Here is a 15,758-nt window from a genome sequence, read left to right on the forward strand (position 1 = left end):
GTCACGCCTTCCCGCCCTCGCGCCCGGCTCCCTAAGTCCTCCGACTCCGCCGCCAAACGCTCGGGCCTGCGGCCCTCCCTGGTTTGCCGACCTGCGCTCCGGCCTTAGCTCGCCTGCTCCGGCGGGCGGCGCTTCTAGCTGAGCAGCAGGTCCAGCTCCTCCACCGTCAAACCCGGCTGGAGTGCCATGCTGATCCCGTATCCGATCACCTTCGCCAGGTCGGCCACCTGGCTATCAATGTCCTTTGGGGTGACAAACAGGTCCTGGCCCTGGCCCAACTGGGGCAGCTCGTCGGTTCCCAACAGATCCGCCGCCAGCGTGGCCCCCTCCACCACTGTGGGCACCCCCAGGGCAATGACCGGAACCCCCAGGCTCTCCCGGTCCAGACGGAAGCGGTGGTTTCCCACCCCAGAGCCGGGAGCGATTCCCGTATCCGCCAGCTGTACCGTCCGGCACAGCCGCTCCAGAGACCGGGAGGCCAGGGCGTCCACCGCAATGACACAGGCGGGGTGGAGTTTGTCACACACCGCCCTCACCACCTCCCCGCTCTCCACACCGGTATTTCCCAGCACCTCAGCGGCCAGAGAGGCCACCGGGCGCAGGTGGCCAAAGTGCTCCGGCATCTGCTCCACCAGATGGCGGGTCACCAGGGTGTGCTCATGGACCTTGGGTCCAATGGCATCCGGGGTAATGGCCCGGTTGCCCAGTCCCGCCACCAGCACCAGTCCGTCTGCCGGCACCTCCCCCATCAGGCTGGTCAGTTCTCCGGCCACCGCCCGGGCTGACCGGCCGAACACCCCCTCTGTCCGGTTGGCCAGCCCATCCATGGTGAGCGTCACATAACATCCAATCGGCTTGCCCAGCGCCTGCGCCCCCTCCTGGTCCAGCACCCGGATGATGGTCACCGAAAGTCCCTCCCGCTCCCCCTCATGGGCCTCCACCCCGGGCAGCCGGGTGGTCTCCCCGGCCCCCTCCTGCCACAGCTCCCGGCCCTCCATGGCCAGATCTGTCCGTCTCTGCTTCATGCTTGTCCCCCCATATCTTGTATGAATAGCCAGTTTCCCTTCTATTTTTAGCGGCCCCTTTGAAACTATCCCACGTTTCGAAAAAAAATTGAAAAAACAGTTGATTTTTTGAATGATCGATGGTAAAATACGTATCTGCACAGGCGCAATGCGCCTAATTTAACGATGAAAATCGGAGGAGGTGTTTGGTTTGCCGAATATCAAGTCTGCCAAGAAGCGCGTGTTGGTGTCCCAGACCAAAGCTGCGCAGAACAAGGCCGCGAAGTCCGCGCTGAAGACCGAACTGAAGAAGTTTGACGCCGCGGTGGCGGAAGGCAACCGCAGCGAGGCCGATGTCGCTTACAAGGTAGCTGTCAAGGCGGTGGACAAGGCCGCTGCCAAGGGGCTGCTGCATAAGAACAATGCTGCCAACAAGAAGAGCAGCATGACCATCAAGCTGAACAAGCTGGCCTGAGGGTTGCAACATTGAAAGCCGTCTGTGTTTACAGACGGCTTTTTCCCTATTTTCCCCTGTTTTTGCGCCGGAGGCCTGCTAGAGTAAGCTCCAGGGAGGAGGGACGTGCCCTATGCTCAAACGCATCCGCTCGCAGCCGCTGATCGCCTTTCTTTGGGATACTGTGGAGACCTACAACCGAATGGGTGCCTCCCGCTCCGCTGCTGCCCTGGCTTATTTCCTCATTCTCACTCTGTTTCCCCTTTTGGTGTGCGTGAACTATTTTATCGGCCTGTTCCACCTAGATCTGGAACAGCTGCTTGTGACTCTGGACCAATTTCTCCCTTCCGAAGTCCTACAGGTGATGGGGGCCTATTTAAGCTATGTGGCCTCCATCCAGTCCCCTGCCCTGCTCTGGGCCAGCCTGTTTACCATCGTGGTCTCTGCCTCTGCCGGCCTGCGCACCCTCTTTCACGCCATGGACACTCTCTTTTTACGTCCGAAACACAACAGTGTCCGCCGCATGGTGCTCAGTGTGATTCTCTCCATTCTGTTTTTGGTCACCATCTATTTGTCGGTGGTGGTCATCTTTACCGGCGACTGGTTCTTCTGGCTGCTCCAGAATCGGCTGCCCCAGCGCCTCATCGACCTGCTGCCTCTGGATGCCCTGGCCGGGCTTTGGCAGTGGATGCGATATCTGCTGCTGTTCTGCTTTGTTTTGCTGCTGGTGCTGGCGGTCTATCTGGTGGGCATTCCCCGAAAAAGTCTGCCTGCCGGCACCGTGCGTCTATCGGCCATGCTCACCTCCCTGGCTATGGTGGCCTGCTCCGCCCTGTTCTCCTGGTTCATCGGTATGTCCTCCCGCTACGACCTGGTATACGGCTCTCTGGCCTCCCTGATTGTGCTACTGGTATGGCTGTATCTATGCGGGAATATTCTGCTGCTGGGAGCGGTGGTAAGCCGGGTGTGGCATTTGCGCTACGGTGTCTCCTCCTCTGCCGGTCCGTCTTAGCGGACCGGCTTTTTCGTCCCCCTCTCCCTTTCCAGATGGGAGGAAATATGGTATAGTTAGAATACCATTATTTTATTCTGTACCGTCCCACTTCTCCCTTTGGGACGCTTTGAAAGGTGGCGTTTTTATGCACGACAAGCGTATCCGTCAGCTCAACGGTGAACTGGCCGAAGCTCTCTCCGCCCGCCGCCTCCCCTCCCTGTCCAGCCGGAAAAGTCTGACCTCCCTGCTGCGCACCCCCGCCTGGCAGGAAAACCTGGCCGCTCTGCTCCCCATCCGGGAACGGCTGACCTGCGCCCAGGTGCTGCAGCTGTGCGCCCCCCTGCTGGAACAGCTGGCCCCTCAAGCCCCCGGGGAGGGCTGGCTCTCCTTCTGCTACCAATATATTCGCTCCCTCCTCTTCCCCCAATCAGACTTCGCTCCCCACGCCCAGGAATACCGGGAGGGGGCAGAGCTTTACTTGACGGTCCTCCAGCTCCTTCTGGACCACGAGCGTACCGCCCTCCCCTTTGACCCCCTGATGGACCTTCAATTTCTCTCTGAGGAGGAATTTAGCTCCTGCGACCACGGCAAGGAATACCGCCGCCTGATGACCGCCTGGCGGGAGGAGTTTCTCTATGAACTGATGCGCCTGGGCCTGGAGGTCACCCCCTTTAAAACTCTCAGCCACATTGCCGGGGTACACTACATCGCCATGACGGCCGCCCGGGGGCTGGTGGAGGCGGGGGTGGAAGTGGATCTGGCCCTCATCTCCGGGGCTGCCGCCGCCCACGATGTGGGGAAATTCGGCTGCAGAGAGGGAGAGCGGGTGCCCTATCTCCACTACTACTACACCGACCAGTGGCTGCTGGAGCGGAAGATGGAGGGCATCAGCCACATCGCCTCCAACCACTCCACCTGGGACCTGGAGCTGGAATCCCTGTCGGTGGAGTCCCTGCTGCTCATCTACGCCGACTTCCGCTCCAAGCAGGACCGGGACGCCCAGGGAAACGAGATTACCGTCTTATACCCTCTGGACCAGTCCTTCCAGGTCATTTTGTCCAAGCTGGACAATGTAGACCCGGAAAAGCGGCGGCGGTATGAGTTTGTCTACGGCAAGCTCCACGACTTTGAGGACTATATGCGCTCTCTGGGGGTGGACGTGGATCTCACCGGCCATCTCCAGCCTCCGGTTCCCCACAAGGACCCCGCCCTCATGAGCCCGGAGGAGACCTTGAACAGCCTCATTCTCCTCTCCGTGGACCACAACCTGCGCCTGATGCATATGCTCTCCAACGAGCAGAAGTTCGGCAACATCATTGAGGCCGCCCGCTCGGCCAAAAGCTGGCAGCAGCTGCGGGCCTACCTCAATGTGTTTGAGGAGTACTTCACCTACCTGTCGGTGCGCCAGAAGACCCAGGCTCTGTCCTTCCTCTATGAGCTGTTGATGCACCGAGAGGGTGACATCCGCCGCCAGGCCGGCGGACTCATCGGCCAGCTCATTGCCCGCTTCCATCTGGTCTACCGCAAGGAGATCCCCGCCGATGCCCAGCATGACCCCGCCGAGGAGGTTCCCTTTACCCTGTGGAGTCAGTACCTGGACATGATCATCTTCCCCGACCACAAGACCACCCCCCAGCAGCGCTCCCACATCGGCTACACCCTAAAGCTGGTGGTGGGCTCCATGCTCTCCCACGCCCGTCCCGGGGACATCCCCCGCTTTTTAGGGGCTTTTCTCAAATACTACGACGACCCCAGCCGGCTGTCCCTGGACACCGCCTTCACCCTTCTGGACGCAATCCGCTACCTGCCCCCCCGTTACTGCTCGGAGGAGGTGCGCGCCAAGCTCATCGAGTTTGCCGCCTACTTCGCCGCCTCCAACGACCTGCGCCTGGTCACCGCCGCTCTGGAATTTTTCCGGGAGGCGGAGCGCTCCATCCCCCGCTCCCACCCCCACATGGCCCGCATCGTCCAGGCCACCCGCCAGGTGGGGAACAACCAGCTGACCTCCATCTTCCTGAAATGCAAGATTTTGCGCCGGGCGGGCCAGGACGTCACCGCCATGGAGCAGACCCTCTACCAACTGGACATTACCAGCGAGGTCTTCTTGGATAACCTGAAAAACGCTACCCCCTGGATTGTCAAGGTGGCCGGCGTGGAACTGCTGCGGGACCAGGTGGAGCACGGGATGAAGACCCATACCCTCCACATCGCCACCCACTTCTCCAACCTGGTAAAGGTATCTGAGCGTGTGGTGGTCCGCCACTCCGCCGGCTCCGCTCTGGTGCGCACCCTCTCCCTGCTGCGCCGGGACCAGCGCAACGAGGTGGTGGTGGAGCTGGGCAAGGGGCTGGAGATGGGCCAGTACGAGATCTCCAAGTATATCCCCCAATACCTGGGGGAGGCCGCCCTCTTTCTCCATCCCAGCGAGCTGGATGAACAGGTGATCTGGCTGAAATCCCTGCTAGGCTCCCCCAACGACTCCGCCGTCTCCGGCGCTCTGAACACCATTGGGGTGCTGCTGCAACACTATCCCGCCTACCGGGACCGCTTCCCCCAGTCGGAAGAGGCCTATGAGGGCCGGCGCCGCCAGCTGCTGGGCCTGCTGCTCCAGGGACTGGCCCACTACCGGGAGGCGGTGCGCCAGGAGGCCCTGCTGGTCACCGGAAAGCTCCTCTTCGAGTCCCCCGAGCTGGACATGCGGGAGAAGGGCCGTCTGTTCGCCCTGTGCTACCGCAAGCTGCTCTTCCTCATTCAGGAGTCCCCGGGCCAGGACAGCCTCACCTTCTTCTACCGGGCTGCCGCCCTGGCCCACATCAACCGCTTCATCGCCCTGCGGCGGCTGGACCACGGTCCCTTCACCTTCGAAAAACCCCGGAAGATCGCCTTCTTCCCCGGCACCTTCGACCCCTTTACCCTCTCCCATAAGGGCATCGTCCACGCCATCCGGGACCTGGGCTTTGAGGTCTATCTGGCAGTGGACGAGTTCTCCTGGTCCAAAAAGGCCCAGCCCCACCTAATCCGCCGGCAGATCGTCAACCTATCCATCGCCGGCGCCTTCCACGTCCACCTGTTCCCCGACGACATTCCCGTGAACATCGCCAACCCCCGGGACCTGAAGCGCTTGACCCAGCTCTTCCCGGGGCAGCAGGTATACATTGTGGCTGGCAGCGACGTGGTGGCCAACGCCTCCTCCTACAAAGCCCCGCCCCAGCCCTTCTCCATCCACCACATGAACCACGTCATCTTCCGCCGGGTGGGGGAGGCCGAGCTGCCTGCCGACCTGCCCATCACCGGCGACGTGATCCACCTGCAGCTGCCCCCCCACCTGGAGGACATCAGCTCCTCCCGTATCCGGGAGAATGTGGACCTGAACCGGGATATTTCCAACTTTATTGACCCGGTCATTCAGGACTTCATCTATCAAAACGGCCTCTATCTCCGGGACACCCAGAATAAGCCCCTGCTCTACGCGGGCGATCTGGAGTTTCAGTGGGTGGACGACCCCGCCCCCCTGCTGCTGGCCGACCTCACCGCCGGCCAGCCCGACCGGGAGGTGGTCCGGGCCGCCATTGCCCGCCAGCAGGACCGGATTCTCCTCCTGCGCCGCCTGGGCGGACAGCAGGCCCTGCTGGGCTATGTGAGCTACCGCTTTTTATCCTCCTCCGACCTGCTCTCCGCCCTGGGGGATACCCAGCTGGCCAACCGGGTGCGGCTGCGGGCGGCAGGAAAAATTCTCCTCATTACCTCCCTTGGGGCAGACACCTCGGAAAAGCACAAGGATTACGGCCAGCTGCTGCTCAGCGAACTGCTCTCCCGGGCTCTGGAGGAGGAGTATGTCTACGCCATTTTCCGTCCCCACGATGGGCATCTCTCCCCCCACCTGGAGGATGCTCTGGGTCGGCTGGGCTTTGTGGCCCTGGAGGGAGACGCCCCCATCCGGGAGGTGGACATGCACGCCCCCACGGTGCTCATCCAGAATCTGGAGACCGCCATTCAGGAGCCTCTCTCCCATAACTCCCGGGTTCTCTCCGCCATCCGCCGGAGCCACGAGCGGCTGCAGCGGGCCCTTACCGGCCTGTACCCCGGCTCCCTGGTGCTCACCCTCTCCGCCGACATTATCCACCACCGCCTGCTGGAGAAGATCACCGCCTACAACCACGTCCCTGCCGTCCCCACCACCCCCCGGGTGCTGGGAGAAAATATGTGCGTCCCCTTCGGCAAGCTCCTCCGGGGCAAGATCGTCCCCAACACAGTGACCAAGACCATCCACACCGACAAGGTCTTCTCCCCCGACCTGTCTGTAAGCACCATGGAGGCCTTCCCCTACTATTCCCCCATCCCCTGTCAGATCCGGACCATCAAGTCCTTTGACCGTCCGGTGATTCTGGTGGACGACCTGATGCATCCCGGCTTCCGCATGCGGGCGCTGGACCCCATACTCCGGCAGGAGAACGTCCCCATCCGCATGGTGCTGGTGGGTGTCCTGTCCGGCTACGGCAAGGATCTGATGCACTCTTGGGACCGCCCAGTGGACAGCGTCTACTTCCTGCCCCGGCTGCGGCAGTGGTTTGTGGAAGCTACCCTATACCCCTTCATCGGCGGCAACACCGTCCGCCGCCCCGCCGCCCCGGTGCCCGGCCTGCTCCCCGGCATCAACCACATCCTCCCCTACGCCGTCCCCCCCTACCGGGACGAGTGCGGGCCGGAGGCGGTGTATCAGCTCTCCCGGACCTGCCTGGAGTGCGCCCACGACGTCATCTCCACCCTGGAGCAGGAGTACCGAGTGCTCTATGGCCGCAACCTCACCCTCAGCCGCCTGCCCGAGGCGGTCATCCTCCCCCTGTGCCCCGACAAGGGCACCTGCCTGCACTACGACCCCAATCTCTCCGCCTCGGTGTATCTGGAAAATGACCTGGAGCAGCTGCTCCGGCAAACCCAATGAGGAAAAATCAGGTGATGAAATTGTATTACTACCAACATAAGGGCGCCCTTTTGGCGTCTGATACCCCGCAAACCGGCTTTGGCCCGGCGGTCACCCCCTCGGGCAGTTCCCCCCTCTTTGTACTGGTGGGGGGAGACCCCATTCTGGGCCGGGGCTCCTTCAAGGTAGCCCACCCCGGCCAGCTCTCCGCCCCCCACGGGCTGGAGGTGCTGGACGCCTCCCGCCTGCCCCATGGAGACGCAGACCCCTTCCTGGCCCAGGCCATCGCCCAGGGGCGGTGCACCGCTATCAACGAAAACCGTCCCGGCTGGGAATCTCTGCTCACCCAGACCCCCAAGGCGGGGAAAAAGCGAGTCAACCTGCTAGCCATCGGAGACGTGGGCTCCACCCTCCTCACCGGACTGAAGCTGCTGGGGGGCGACGTGATCTCCTCCATCGGCATCTGTGACCTGAGCGCCCAAATTACCGCCCGGTGGGAGTTTGAAATGGGCCAGATCGCTTTGCCCTGGAACTACGATGCCTTCCCCGAGGTGGAGGTTATCTCTCCGGAGCAGCTTTTTGACTGCGACCTCTTTGTCTTCGTGGCCTCCAAGGGCATTCCACCGGTGGGCTCGGCGGTCAAGGACGTGCGCATGGCCCAGTTTGAGCAAAACGCCGCCATTGTCAAGCACTACGCCCGCATGGCCCGGGCGGCCCAGTTCCAGGGACTGTGGGCGGCGGTGTCCGACCCGGTGGACCCCCTGGCCAAGACCGCCTATCTGGAGAGCAACAAGGACGAGAACGGCGCCTGGGACGGCAAAGGCCTACGGCCCGAGCAGGTCCAGGGCTTCGGCCTGGGGGTAATGAACGCCCGGGCAGCCTACTTCGCCAAGCGGAATCCCAAGCTGGCCTCCTTTCTCACCGAAGGCCGCTCCTTCGGCCCCCACGGTACGGGGCTGTTCATCGCCAACTCCCTGGAGCACTACGACGAGGCTCTCTCCCAGGAGCTGACCCATCTCACCGTCACCGCCAACCTGAAGATGCGAGAGATCGGCTTTAAGCCCTATGTGGCCCCCGCTCTGTCCTCTGGAGCCCTGTCCCTGCTGCTCACCCTCCGGGGGGAGTGGCACTGCGGTTCGGTGTTCCTGGACGGGATCTACATGGGGGTGAAGAACCGCTACACCCCTGCCGGAGTGGAGACCGAGCTGCTCCCCCACATCCCCGACCCACTCTTCGCCCACATCCGGGAGGCTTCGGAGCATTTAAAGGAAATCCTTTAAAAATTGGGCGGATACCGCCCCATTCTGACAAGAAGGTGACGCTATGTCCCTGACCCTAATCTATCCCCAACCTGACTTCCCCGGGGCCCAGGAGCGGCTGGATGGCGTGCTCGCCCACGCCCTGGCGGGGCGGGAGGTGACCGTCCTGCGGCGGGCGGAGAAGCTGGACGGTCTGGCCGGAAAACGGCTGCTGTTTGCCCTTCCCTTGGGGGAGTGGGGGTGCAATGGGGAGTGCCTGCGCATCCTCACCCGGCTGCGCCGGGAGCCCAACCTGCTGGAGGGCTGCACCGCCGGCCTCATCGCGGACGGGGCCTCCCCCCTGTACACCAAGTCCGCCGCCGCCGAGCTGACTCTGGCGGCCAACCTGGCCGGCTGCGCCTTTTTAGGCCGGCCTCTGGTGGAGGGAACCGGTTCTCTTGCCAACTTCCGCATCCAGGCCAAAAACCTGGGCTGCGGCCTGATCGAGGCCTATGACGCCGCCGCCCGGGAGCTGGCACAGCGGCTGGAGGGGGAGGTGCGCGCCCCTCTCACACGGCCCAACCTCCTGGTTCTCCACGCCTCCAGCCACCACACTTCCAACACCATGGCCCTGTGGAACAAGGTCCGGGAGCGGCTGGGCGATGGGGTGGACTGCCGGGAGATTGGCCTGCGCAACGGCACCCTCTCCGACTGCTCCGGCTGCCCCTATACCATGTGCCTCCACTTCGGGGAGCGGGGGGGCTGCTTCTACGGAGGGGTGATGCAGGAGGAGGTCTATCCCGCCGTCCGCTCCGCCGACGCCCTGGTGATGCTCTGCCCCAACTACAACGACGCCCTCTCCGCCAACCTCACCGCCTTTATTAACCGCCTGACCGCCCTCTTCCGCCAGACCCGGTTCTACGACAAGGCTCTCTTTGCCATTGTGGTCTCGGGCTACTCGGGGGGCGACATCGTGGCCCGGCAGCTCATCGCCGCTTTGAACATGAACAAATCCTTTTACCTCCCCGGCCGCTTCGCCCTGCTGGAGACAGCCAACGACCCCGGCGAGGCCCTGGCCCTGCCGGGGATGGAGGGGCGGCTGGACGCCTTTGCCGCCCACATCCAAAGCACCCTATGTACTCCCTGACGACAAAAATAGCCGCCCCGGTACAGTGCCGGGGCGGCTGCTTGTTCTTTTATTTGCTGTTTTAGGACCAGTCGGGGAGGTACTCCATGGGGTCCACCCGCTCTCCGTTCAGGCTGGTTTCCAGGTGCAGGTGGGGCTCCATGCCGCTCTCGGCGATGGCGGTATCTCCCACCCGACCCAGGACGGTGCCAACCTCCACCGTCTGGCCGGAGAGCACCGCGGCCTCTGGCTCCAGGTTGCAGTAGGTGGTAATGAGGCCGTTGCCGTGATCCACCACCACGGTGGTGCCCATCAGGCCGTCGTCAAACACCTCGGTGACGGTGCCCGCCCCCATGGCCAGCACCTCCACCCCCGCCGTGGCGGCAATGTCTACCCCCTCATGGGTACGCCAGTCCCCCAGGGTGGGGTCCAGGGCCAGGGCCTCCATGGAGTAATCCCGCAGCACCTCGCCCTTCACCGGCCAGGTGTAGACAATGGCCACCGGCTTGTCCTCTTCCGGCGTCTGGGCCGCCGTCTCCTGGGTGGCCTGGAGGTCATCCGGCTGCTGGACGGATGGCTCCGTCTCCTCCGTCGAGGGGTTGGTTTGAACCGGCTCTGGCTTTTGTTCCAGCAAAGAGTCCGAGCCGGAGGGATCGGGACCGTTGGCCTCAGAGTCGGGGAGGACTACAGTGGCGTTGCCCCCCGCCGGTTCCACATCGCTGATGGGATCTTTCATGGTGTGAATGAGATAATAGCCCGACATTCCAATGGTGGCGACACATAGGAACAGGACTATGTAAAAGCCCTTTCCCAGCACGAAGTCGCCTAATTTTCTCAAAATGTTTCGGTTTCTCAAAGGAAAACCACCTCCGTGCCCCCTATTGTGGACAGCCTTTGGTGCCGTTATACACCCCAGGCAAAATTTTTCCTGGTTTTGCTTGCGGTGGACGCGGGCAGGTTTTTGTGGTATACTTCTTCATCACTGACATTGATTTATTTTGGGAGGTTTCCCTGAATGCATGAACGAATCACTCTGCCCAACGGCGCCCGTCTGGTCACCGAAGCTGTATCCGGCGCCCGCTCGGCCGCCCTGGGCTTTTTTGTGGGAGTGGGCTCCCGCCACGAACGGCCTGAGGAGAACGGGGCGGCCCACTTTATTGAGCACATGCTCTTTAAGGGCACGGCCCGCCGCTCCGCCCGGCAGCTGGCCATGGACATGGACGCTATTGGCGGCCAGGTCAACGCCTACACCACCAAAGAGCACACCTGCTTTTACGCCCGCAGTCTGGACAAGCACCTGGACCGGAGTCTGGACATTTTAAGCGACATGCTCTTCCACTCCTCCTTCACTCAGGAGGATGTGGAGGTGGAGCGTGGAGTCATCCTAGAGGAGATCGGCATGTACGAGGACACCCCCGAGGACCTGGTAGCCGAGCGGCTGGCCGCGGCGGTGTACAAGGGCACTCCCCTGGCCCGGCCCATTCTGGGCACCCAGGCCACCCTGGCCCCCATGACCGGGGAGTGGCTGAAAGCCTGGCAGCGGGAGCACTACCGCCCCGGGGTTTTGGTGTGTGCCCTGGCGGGCAGCTTCAGCCAGGGGCAGGTGGACCACCTGAAGGACTGTCTCTCCGCCCTGGAGGCCTCCCCCGTTCCCGAGCAGGCCCCTGCGGTCTACCGTCCCGCCGTCACCGCCCGGAAAAAGGCCATTGAACAAAACCACCTCATTCTCTCCTTCCCCGCCCCCACCTATTTGGACCCCCGGCGGCCCCAGGTACTGCTGTTTAACTCCCTGCTAGGGGGCGGCTGCTCCTCCCGGCTGTTCCAGGAAGTCCGGGAGCGGCGCGGACTGTGCTACACGGTCTATTCCTACGTCTCCGACCACGCCGACACCGGCCTGCTGGGCATCTACACTGCCCTGAGCCGGGAGCAGGAGAGTCAGGCTCTGGAGACGGTGCGCCAGATCGTCCAGGACCTGGCGGAGCACGGCCCCACCCAGGAGGAGCTTGACCGGGTGCGGGAACAGGCCAAGGCCAACCTCCTCATGGGCTCGGAGTCCATCCAGGCCCGGATGAGCCACCTGGGTTCCTCCCAGCTTCTCTACGGCCGGGTGCGGGAGATGGACGAGATCCTTTCCGCCTACGACGCCGTCACCCGGGAACAGCTGCGGGACCTGGCCGGGGAGATCTTCCGCTGGGACCAGGCCTCCCTGTCCGCCGTGGGACGGGTGGGCACTGTGGCCGATTACAAGCTCTGGCTGGAGGGCTGACCCCCCCACCGAATAAACGACCGCCCTTCCGGGTAAACTGGCAAAAGACCAGATTTTACCGGAAAGGCGGTTTTTTACATGGTAGTAAAGGATTTAATGAACCCCAATGTGGTCACCATCGAGCCCACCTCCTCGGCGGCCCTGGCCGCCCGGCTCATCAGCCGGCACAATGTGGGGGCTCTGGCGGTGTGCTCCGGGGACCGGCGGCTGCGGGGGATGGTCACCGACCGGGACATCGTACTGCGGTGTGTGGCGGCGGAGGAGGACCCGGCCCAGACCATGGTCCGGGACATCATGACCCGCAACTGCGCCACAGTAGCTCCCGGAGCCGACTGCCGGGAAGCCACCCGGCTCATGGCGGTGCAGCAGGTGCGGCGGCTGCCCGTGGTGGAGGAGGGCAAGCTGGTGGGGATGATCTCCCTGGCCGACCTGGCCCGCAGCCGCCGCTTTGACATGGAGGCGGCCCAGGCCCTGTGTGAGATCTCGGAGAACATCATCCGGCGCTGAAAGGCCCTCCTGGGCAAAAAACGGGCCTTTTCCTTTTGGGAAAAGGCCCGTTTCTCTATTTGTCGATCTGCCGGAGCACCTGCTTAAACCAGTCGGGCAGGGGACACTCCAGCTCCACCAGCTGCCCCGTGGAGGGATGGATAAATTTCAGCTTCCGGGCGTGGAGGCACTGCCCCGCCAGTCCCGGCCAGGGCTTCTTGGCCCCGTACACCGTGTCCCCCAGCAGCGGATGGCCCAGGTGGGCCATGTGGACCCGAATCTGGTGGGTGCGCCCCGTCTCCAGGCGGCACTCCACATGGGTGTAGCCCGGGTAGCGGCCCAGGACGGTGTAATGGGTCACCGCCCGCCGGCCGTTCTTCCAGTCCACCGCCATCCTTTTCCGGTCCACCGGGTGGCGGCCGATGGGGGCATTCACGGTGCCCTCGTCCTCCTTCAGACCACCCACCGTCACCGCCTCGTAGACCCGGGCCAGGGTGTGATCCTGGAGCTGGGCGGCCAGGGCCAGGTGGGAGCGGTCATTTTTCGCCGCGATGATAAGCCCCGAGGTGTCCCGATCGATGCGGTGGACGATCCCCGGCCGCAGCTGGCCGTTGATGCCCGACAGGGAGTCCCCGCAGTGGTGGAGCAGGGCGTTGACCAGAGTGCCGTCGGGGTGGCCGGGAGCGGGGTGGACCACCAGCCCCACAGGCTTATTCACCACGATCACGTCTCCGTCCTCATACACCACGTCCAGGGGGATGTCCTGGGGAAGGACCTCCACCGGCTGGGGGTCGGGCAGCTCCACCTGGAGCACGTCCCCGGGGACGGTCTTGTAGTTCTTCTTCACCGGCCGGCCAGCCAGGGTCACCGCCCCCTCCTCCAGCAGCCGCTGGGCGGCGGAGCGGGTGAGGTCGGGGATGAGCCGGGCCACCAGGGCGTCCGCCCGCTCTCCGGCCTGGTCAGCTGTGAGGGTTCGCGTCTCCACTGCTCTTCTCCCCCTTCCCCTCCAGCTTCTCATACAGGAAGAGGTAGTAGACGGCGGCGGCAATGCCTCCCACCACCACGCAGATATCCGCCACATTGAAGACGGCAAAGTGCATGAACAGCACATTGAACATATCCACCACAAAGCCCCGGAACACCCGGTCGATGAGGTTGCCCACCGCCCCCGCCAGCAGCAGGGTGAGGGTGATCTTTCCCAGAGGGTGGCGGAAGAAATTCTTCCACAGGGCCACAGCCAGCACCGCCGACATCACCAGGGATACCAGGGCCAGCAGCCAGGTGTGCTCCTCAAACATGGAAAAGGCAGCTCCGGTGTTCTGTACATAGGTCAGCTCCACCAGGCAGGGGAGAAAGGGTACATGGCCCCCCAGGGGGATGTAGGTCAGCACCAGGTACTTCACCAGTTGGTCCAGGGCCACCAGCAGGGCGGCCAGCAGAAAATAGGGCATGGAACGTTCCTCCGAACTCTTCTGTTCCGGCCCGGGGATGGGCCGTTCTCTTTTCTGTCAAACCCGGGCAGCCCGGGCCGTTGGGGTCACAGCTGCCGCTTTTTCAGCAGCCGAATATCGTCCCCGAAGAAGTGGAGCACATGGTACTCCCCCTCCAGCCGGGAGGAGATCTGGGGTGAGTAGCGGCGCCCGGCCTCCTCCAGGGTGAGGTTGGAGGAGATGACGGTGTGCCGCCCCGCCACCAGGCGGGTGTTAATGAGCTCATAGAGGGCCGACTGGGTGAACTGGGTGGTCAGCTCGCTGCCCAGATCGTCCAAAATCAAGAGGTCACAGCCCAGGTACCGGCGGGTCTCGTCCCGGGCCTCCTGGCCGTCCTGGCTGTCCCGCTGAAACTTCCGGGCCTCAAACTGGCCGAAAACGCTCCCCGCCGTGTCGTAGACCACGGAGTGGCCCGACTCGGAGACGGTGCGGGCGATACAGGCGGACAAAAAGGTCTTTCCCAACCCCGGCGCACCGGACAAAAACAGGTTTTTGAAGGAAAAGCGGCCAAACTTTTGGGCGTAGCTCAGGCACACCTCATACACCAGCTCCATGTTCTCCCGGGGGGAACAGCCCCGGCCGGGATAGGGAGTCTGGCTGTAGTAGTCCAGGCGGAAGGTGTCAAAGGACTGTTCCCCCAGGGGAAGCAGCTTGGACAGCTCCTTGATCTGCTCCTGGGTACACAGATTCTGCAGGCACCGGCACATCTTGGCCCCCTGCCAGCCGCTGTCGTTGCACAGGGGACAGGCGGGTTTCCCGTCCAGGGCGTCCTCCGGCAGGCCCATGGCCCCCAGAAGCACCGCCCGCTCCTTCTGTAAATCCAGGTTCCGCTCCCGGATCTCCCGCACCGCCTGGGCCGGGTCCTCTCCCTGGCGCAGGGCGGCGGCCACCAGCTGGGACATGGTGCCCTGGAGCTCCCGGTCCAGCCGCTCCAGCCTGGGCTGTCTGGCGTAGGCCTGGAGGCGCAGCCGCTCCACCCGGTCCTGCCGCGCCCGGCGCTCCTCCTCCAGGCGCTGGGTGGCCCGGTGCAGGACGTTAGGATCATATGCCATTGCTTCCGCCTCCCTCCTGTCTCATCTGCTCCATCAGCCGGCGCATCCGCTCCATATCCTCCCGGGCCCGGGCGTCCTCCTGGGGCGGGGCGGGGCGCTGGTTCTGGCCCCCCGCCTGGATGGGCCGGGGGTCCCGGTCCCCCGCCTGGACCGCCTGGGCGGTGTGCAGGCCCTTCTCGTGCCAGCGGCGGAGGATGCCGTTCATATAGCTCCAATCCATGGACTGTTTTTTCATAATGGTCTTCTCATAGGCCATACGGATGGCCCCGTCGTCAAAGCCCATGTCGTCCCAGGCGGCAATGTAGGTCTTCTCCCGCTCCACCAAAGGCCGCAGGGGAATATCCAGCAGTTGCAGCACCTCTCCCTCCCGGCTGCGCAGACGGGTCAGGCGCTGGAGGTACTCTTCCGCCCGCTCCATGGTGTCGATCCCCCGGCGGGCCCAGGCAAAGCCCTCCTTGCTGATGTAGGACATCCGGGGCTTGCGGCCGGGGCCGTATTTACGGGCGATCTCCTCACTGCACCAGCCCACCAACATCAAAATGACCTCGGCGGGCAGATTCAGGTGGTCAAAAAGGGTATAGAGGGACTTCAAATCGCTGGCCGACAGCTTTTTCCCCAGCCGCCGCTCCACCTCGTCGCACAAGGCGGGGAAGGCGGAGGAGCGCTCCTCCAGGGCGGCAGTGATGTCCTCCAGGGCGTAGTCCGGGGGCGGGACCTCCTGGGGGAC

Annotated in this window: 13 protein-coding genes; 7 read left to right on the top strand and 6 right to left on the bottom strand. The window is 63.6% G+C overall.

Features of this window, described 5'->3' with window-relative positions; genetic code table 11:
• Positions 1 to 134 precede the first annotated feature (134 nt).
• Positions 135 to 1,025, bottom strand: a complete 891-nt coding sequence (gene gpr, locus B5E43_RS14160; protein WP_087397757.1) for a GPR endopeptidase — start codon at positions 1,023 to 1,025, stop codon at positions 135 to 137.
• 190 nt (positions 1,026 to 1,215) lie between these two features.
• On the opposite strand from gpr, the gene rpsT reads away from it, so the two are divergent.
• The 5 genes from rpsT (at position 1,216) to B5E43_RS14185 (ending at position 9,758) form a co-directional block, all read left to right on the top strand.
• Positions 1,216 to 1,479 carry a 30S ribosomal protein S20 gene (gene rpsT, locus B5E43_RS14165; protein WP_087397759.1) on the top strand — a complete coding sequence of 88 codons (264 nt, stop codon included), beginning with the start codon at positions 1,216 to 1,218 and terminating at the stop codon, positions 1,477 to 1,479.
• A 112-nt stretch (positions 1,480 to 1,591) separates the two neighbouring features.
• Positions 1,592 to 2,470 carry a YhjD/YihY/BrkB family envelope integrity protein gene (locus B5E43_RS14170; protein ID WP_087397760.1) on the top strand — a complete coding sequence of 293 codons (879 nt, stop codon included), beginning with the start codon at positions 1,592 to 1,594 and terminating at the stop codon, positions 2,468 to 2,470.
• 127 nt (positions 2,471 to 2,597) lie between these two features.
• Positions 2,598 to 7,394 carry a cytidyltransferase-related domain protein gene (locus tag B5E43_RS14175; RefSeq protein WP_087397762.1) on the top strand — a complete coding sequence of 1,599 codons (4,797 nt, stop codon included), beginning with the start codon at positions 2,598 to 2,600 and terminating at the stop codon, positions 7,392 to 7,394.
• A 20-nt stretch (positions 7,395 to 7,414) separates the two neighbouring features.
• On the top strand, positions 7,415 to 8,653 hold the full coding sequence (locus B5E43_RS14180) for a lactate dehydrogenase (protein ID WP_087397776.1): 1,239 nt from the start codon (positions 7,415 to 7,417) through the stop codon (positions 8,651 to 8,653).
• Between the two features lie 43 nt (positions 8,654 to 8,696).
• Positions 8,697 to 9,758 (top strand): NAD(P)H-dependent oxidoreductase, encoded by a 1,062-nt coding sequence (locus B5E43_RS14185; protein WP_087397764.1) that lies wholly within the window; start codon positions 8,697 to 8,699, stop codon positions 9,756 to 9,758.
• A gap of 61 nt (positions 9,759 to 9,819) precedes the next feature.
• Here B5E43_RS14185 and B5E43_RS14190 read toward each other — a convergent pair whose 3' ends face one another.
• Entirely contained in the window at positions 9,820 to 10,593 is a 774-nt protein-coding gene (locus B5E43_RS14190; RefSeq protein WP_242964848.1) for a M23 family metallopeptidase, read from the bottom strand.
• A gap of 159 nt (positions 10,594 to 10,752) precedes the next feature.
• Between B5E43_RS14190 and B5E43_RS14195 the strand changes: the two genes are divergently transcribed.
• On the top strand, positions 10,753 to 12,003 hold the full coding sequence (locus B5E43_RS14195) for a pitrilysin family protein (protein ID WP_087397765.1): 1,251 nt from the start codon (positions 10,753 to 10,755) through the stop codon (positions 12,001 to 12,003).
• A 78-nt stretch (positions 12,004 to 12,081) separates the two neighbouring features.
• Positions 12,082 to 12,510: a CBS domain-containing protein gene (locus B5E43_RS14200; protein ID WP_087397767.1), complete on the top strand. Its 429-nt coding sequence runs from the start codon at positions 12,082 to 12,084 to the stop codon at positions 12,508 to 12,510.
• A 55-nt stretch (positions 12,511 to 12,565) separates the two neighbouring features.
• Here the strand turns inward: B5E43_RS14200 and B5E43_RS14205 are convergent, their stop codons facing one another.
• From B5E43_RS14205 to B5E43_RS14220, 4 genes are all read right to left on the bottom strand, one after another.
• Positions 12,566 to 13,474, bottom strand: coding sequence for an RluA family pseudouridine synthase (locus B5E43_RS14205; protein ID WP_087397768.1), 909 nt, complete (start codon positions 13,472 to 13,474; stop codon positions 12,566 to 12,568).
• A complete protein-coding gene (lspA, locus tag B5E43_RS14210) occupies positions 13,449 to 13,940 on the bottom strand; it encodes a signal peptidase II (protein ID WP_087397769.1) in 492 nt (163 codons plus the stop codon). Before lspA ends, B5E43_RS14205 begins: the two co-directional genes overlap by 26 nt.
• Positions 13,941 to 14,026: 86 nt before the next feature.
• On the bottom strand, positions 14,027 to 15,031 hold the full coding sequence (locus B5E43_RS14215) for an ATP-binding protein (protein ID WP_087397771.1): 1,005 nt from the start codon (positions 15,029 to 15,031) through the stop codon (positions 14,027 to 14,029).
• The coding region (locus B5E43_RS14220) for a DnaD domain protein (protein WP_087397774.1) at positions 15,021 to 15,758 on the bottom strand (738 nt) is incomplete at its 5' end. The genes B5E43_RS14215 and B5E43_RS14220, both read right to left, overlap by 11 nt.

Source organism: Flavonifractor sp. An100 (assembly GCF_002161175.1).
GTDB lineage: Bacteria > Bacillota > Clostridia > Oscillospirales > Oscillospiraceae > Lawsonibacter.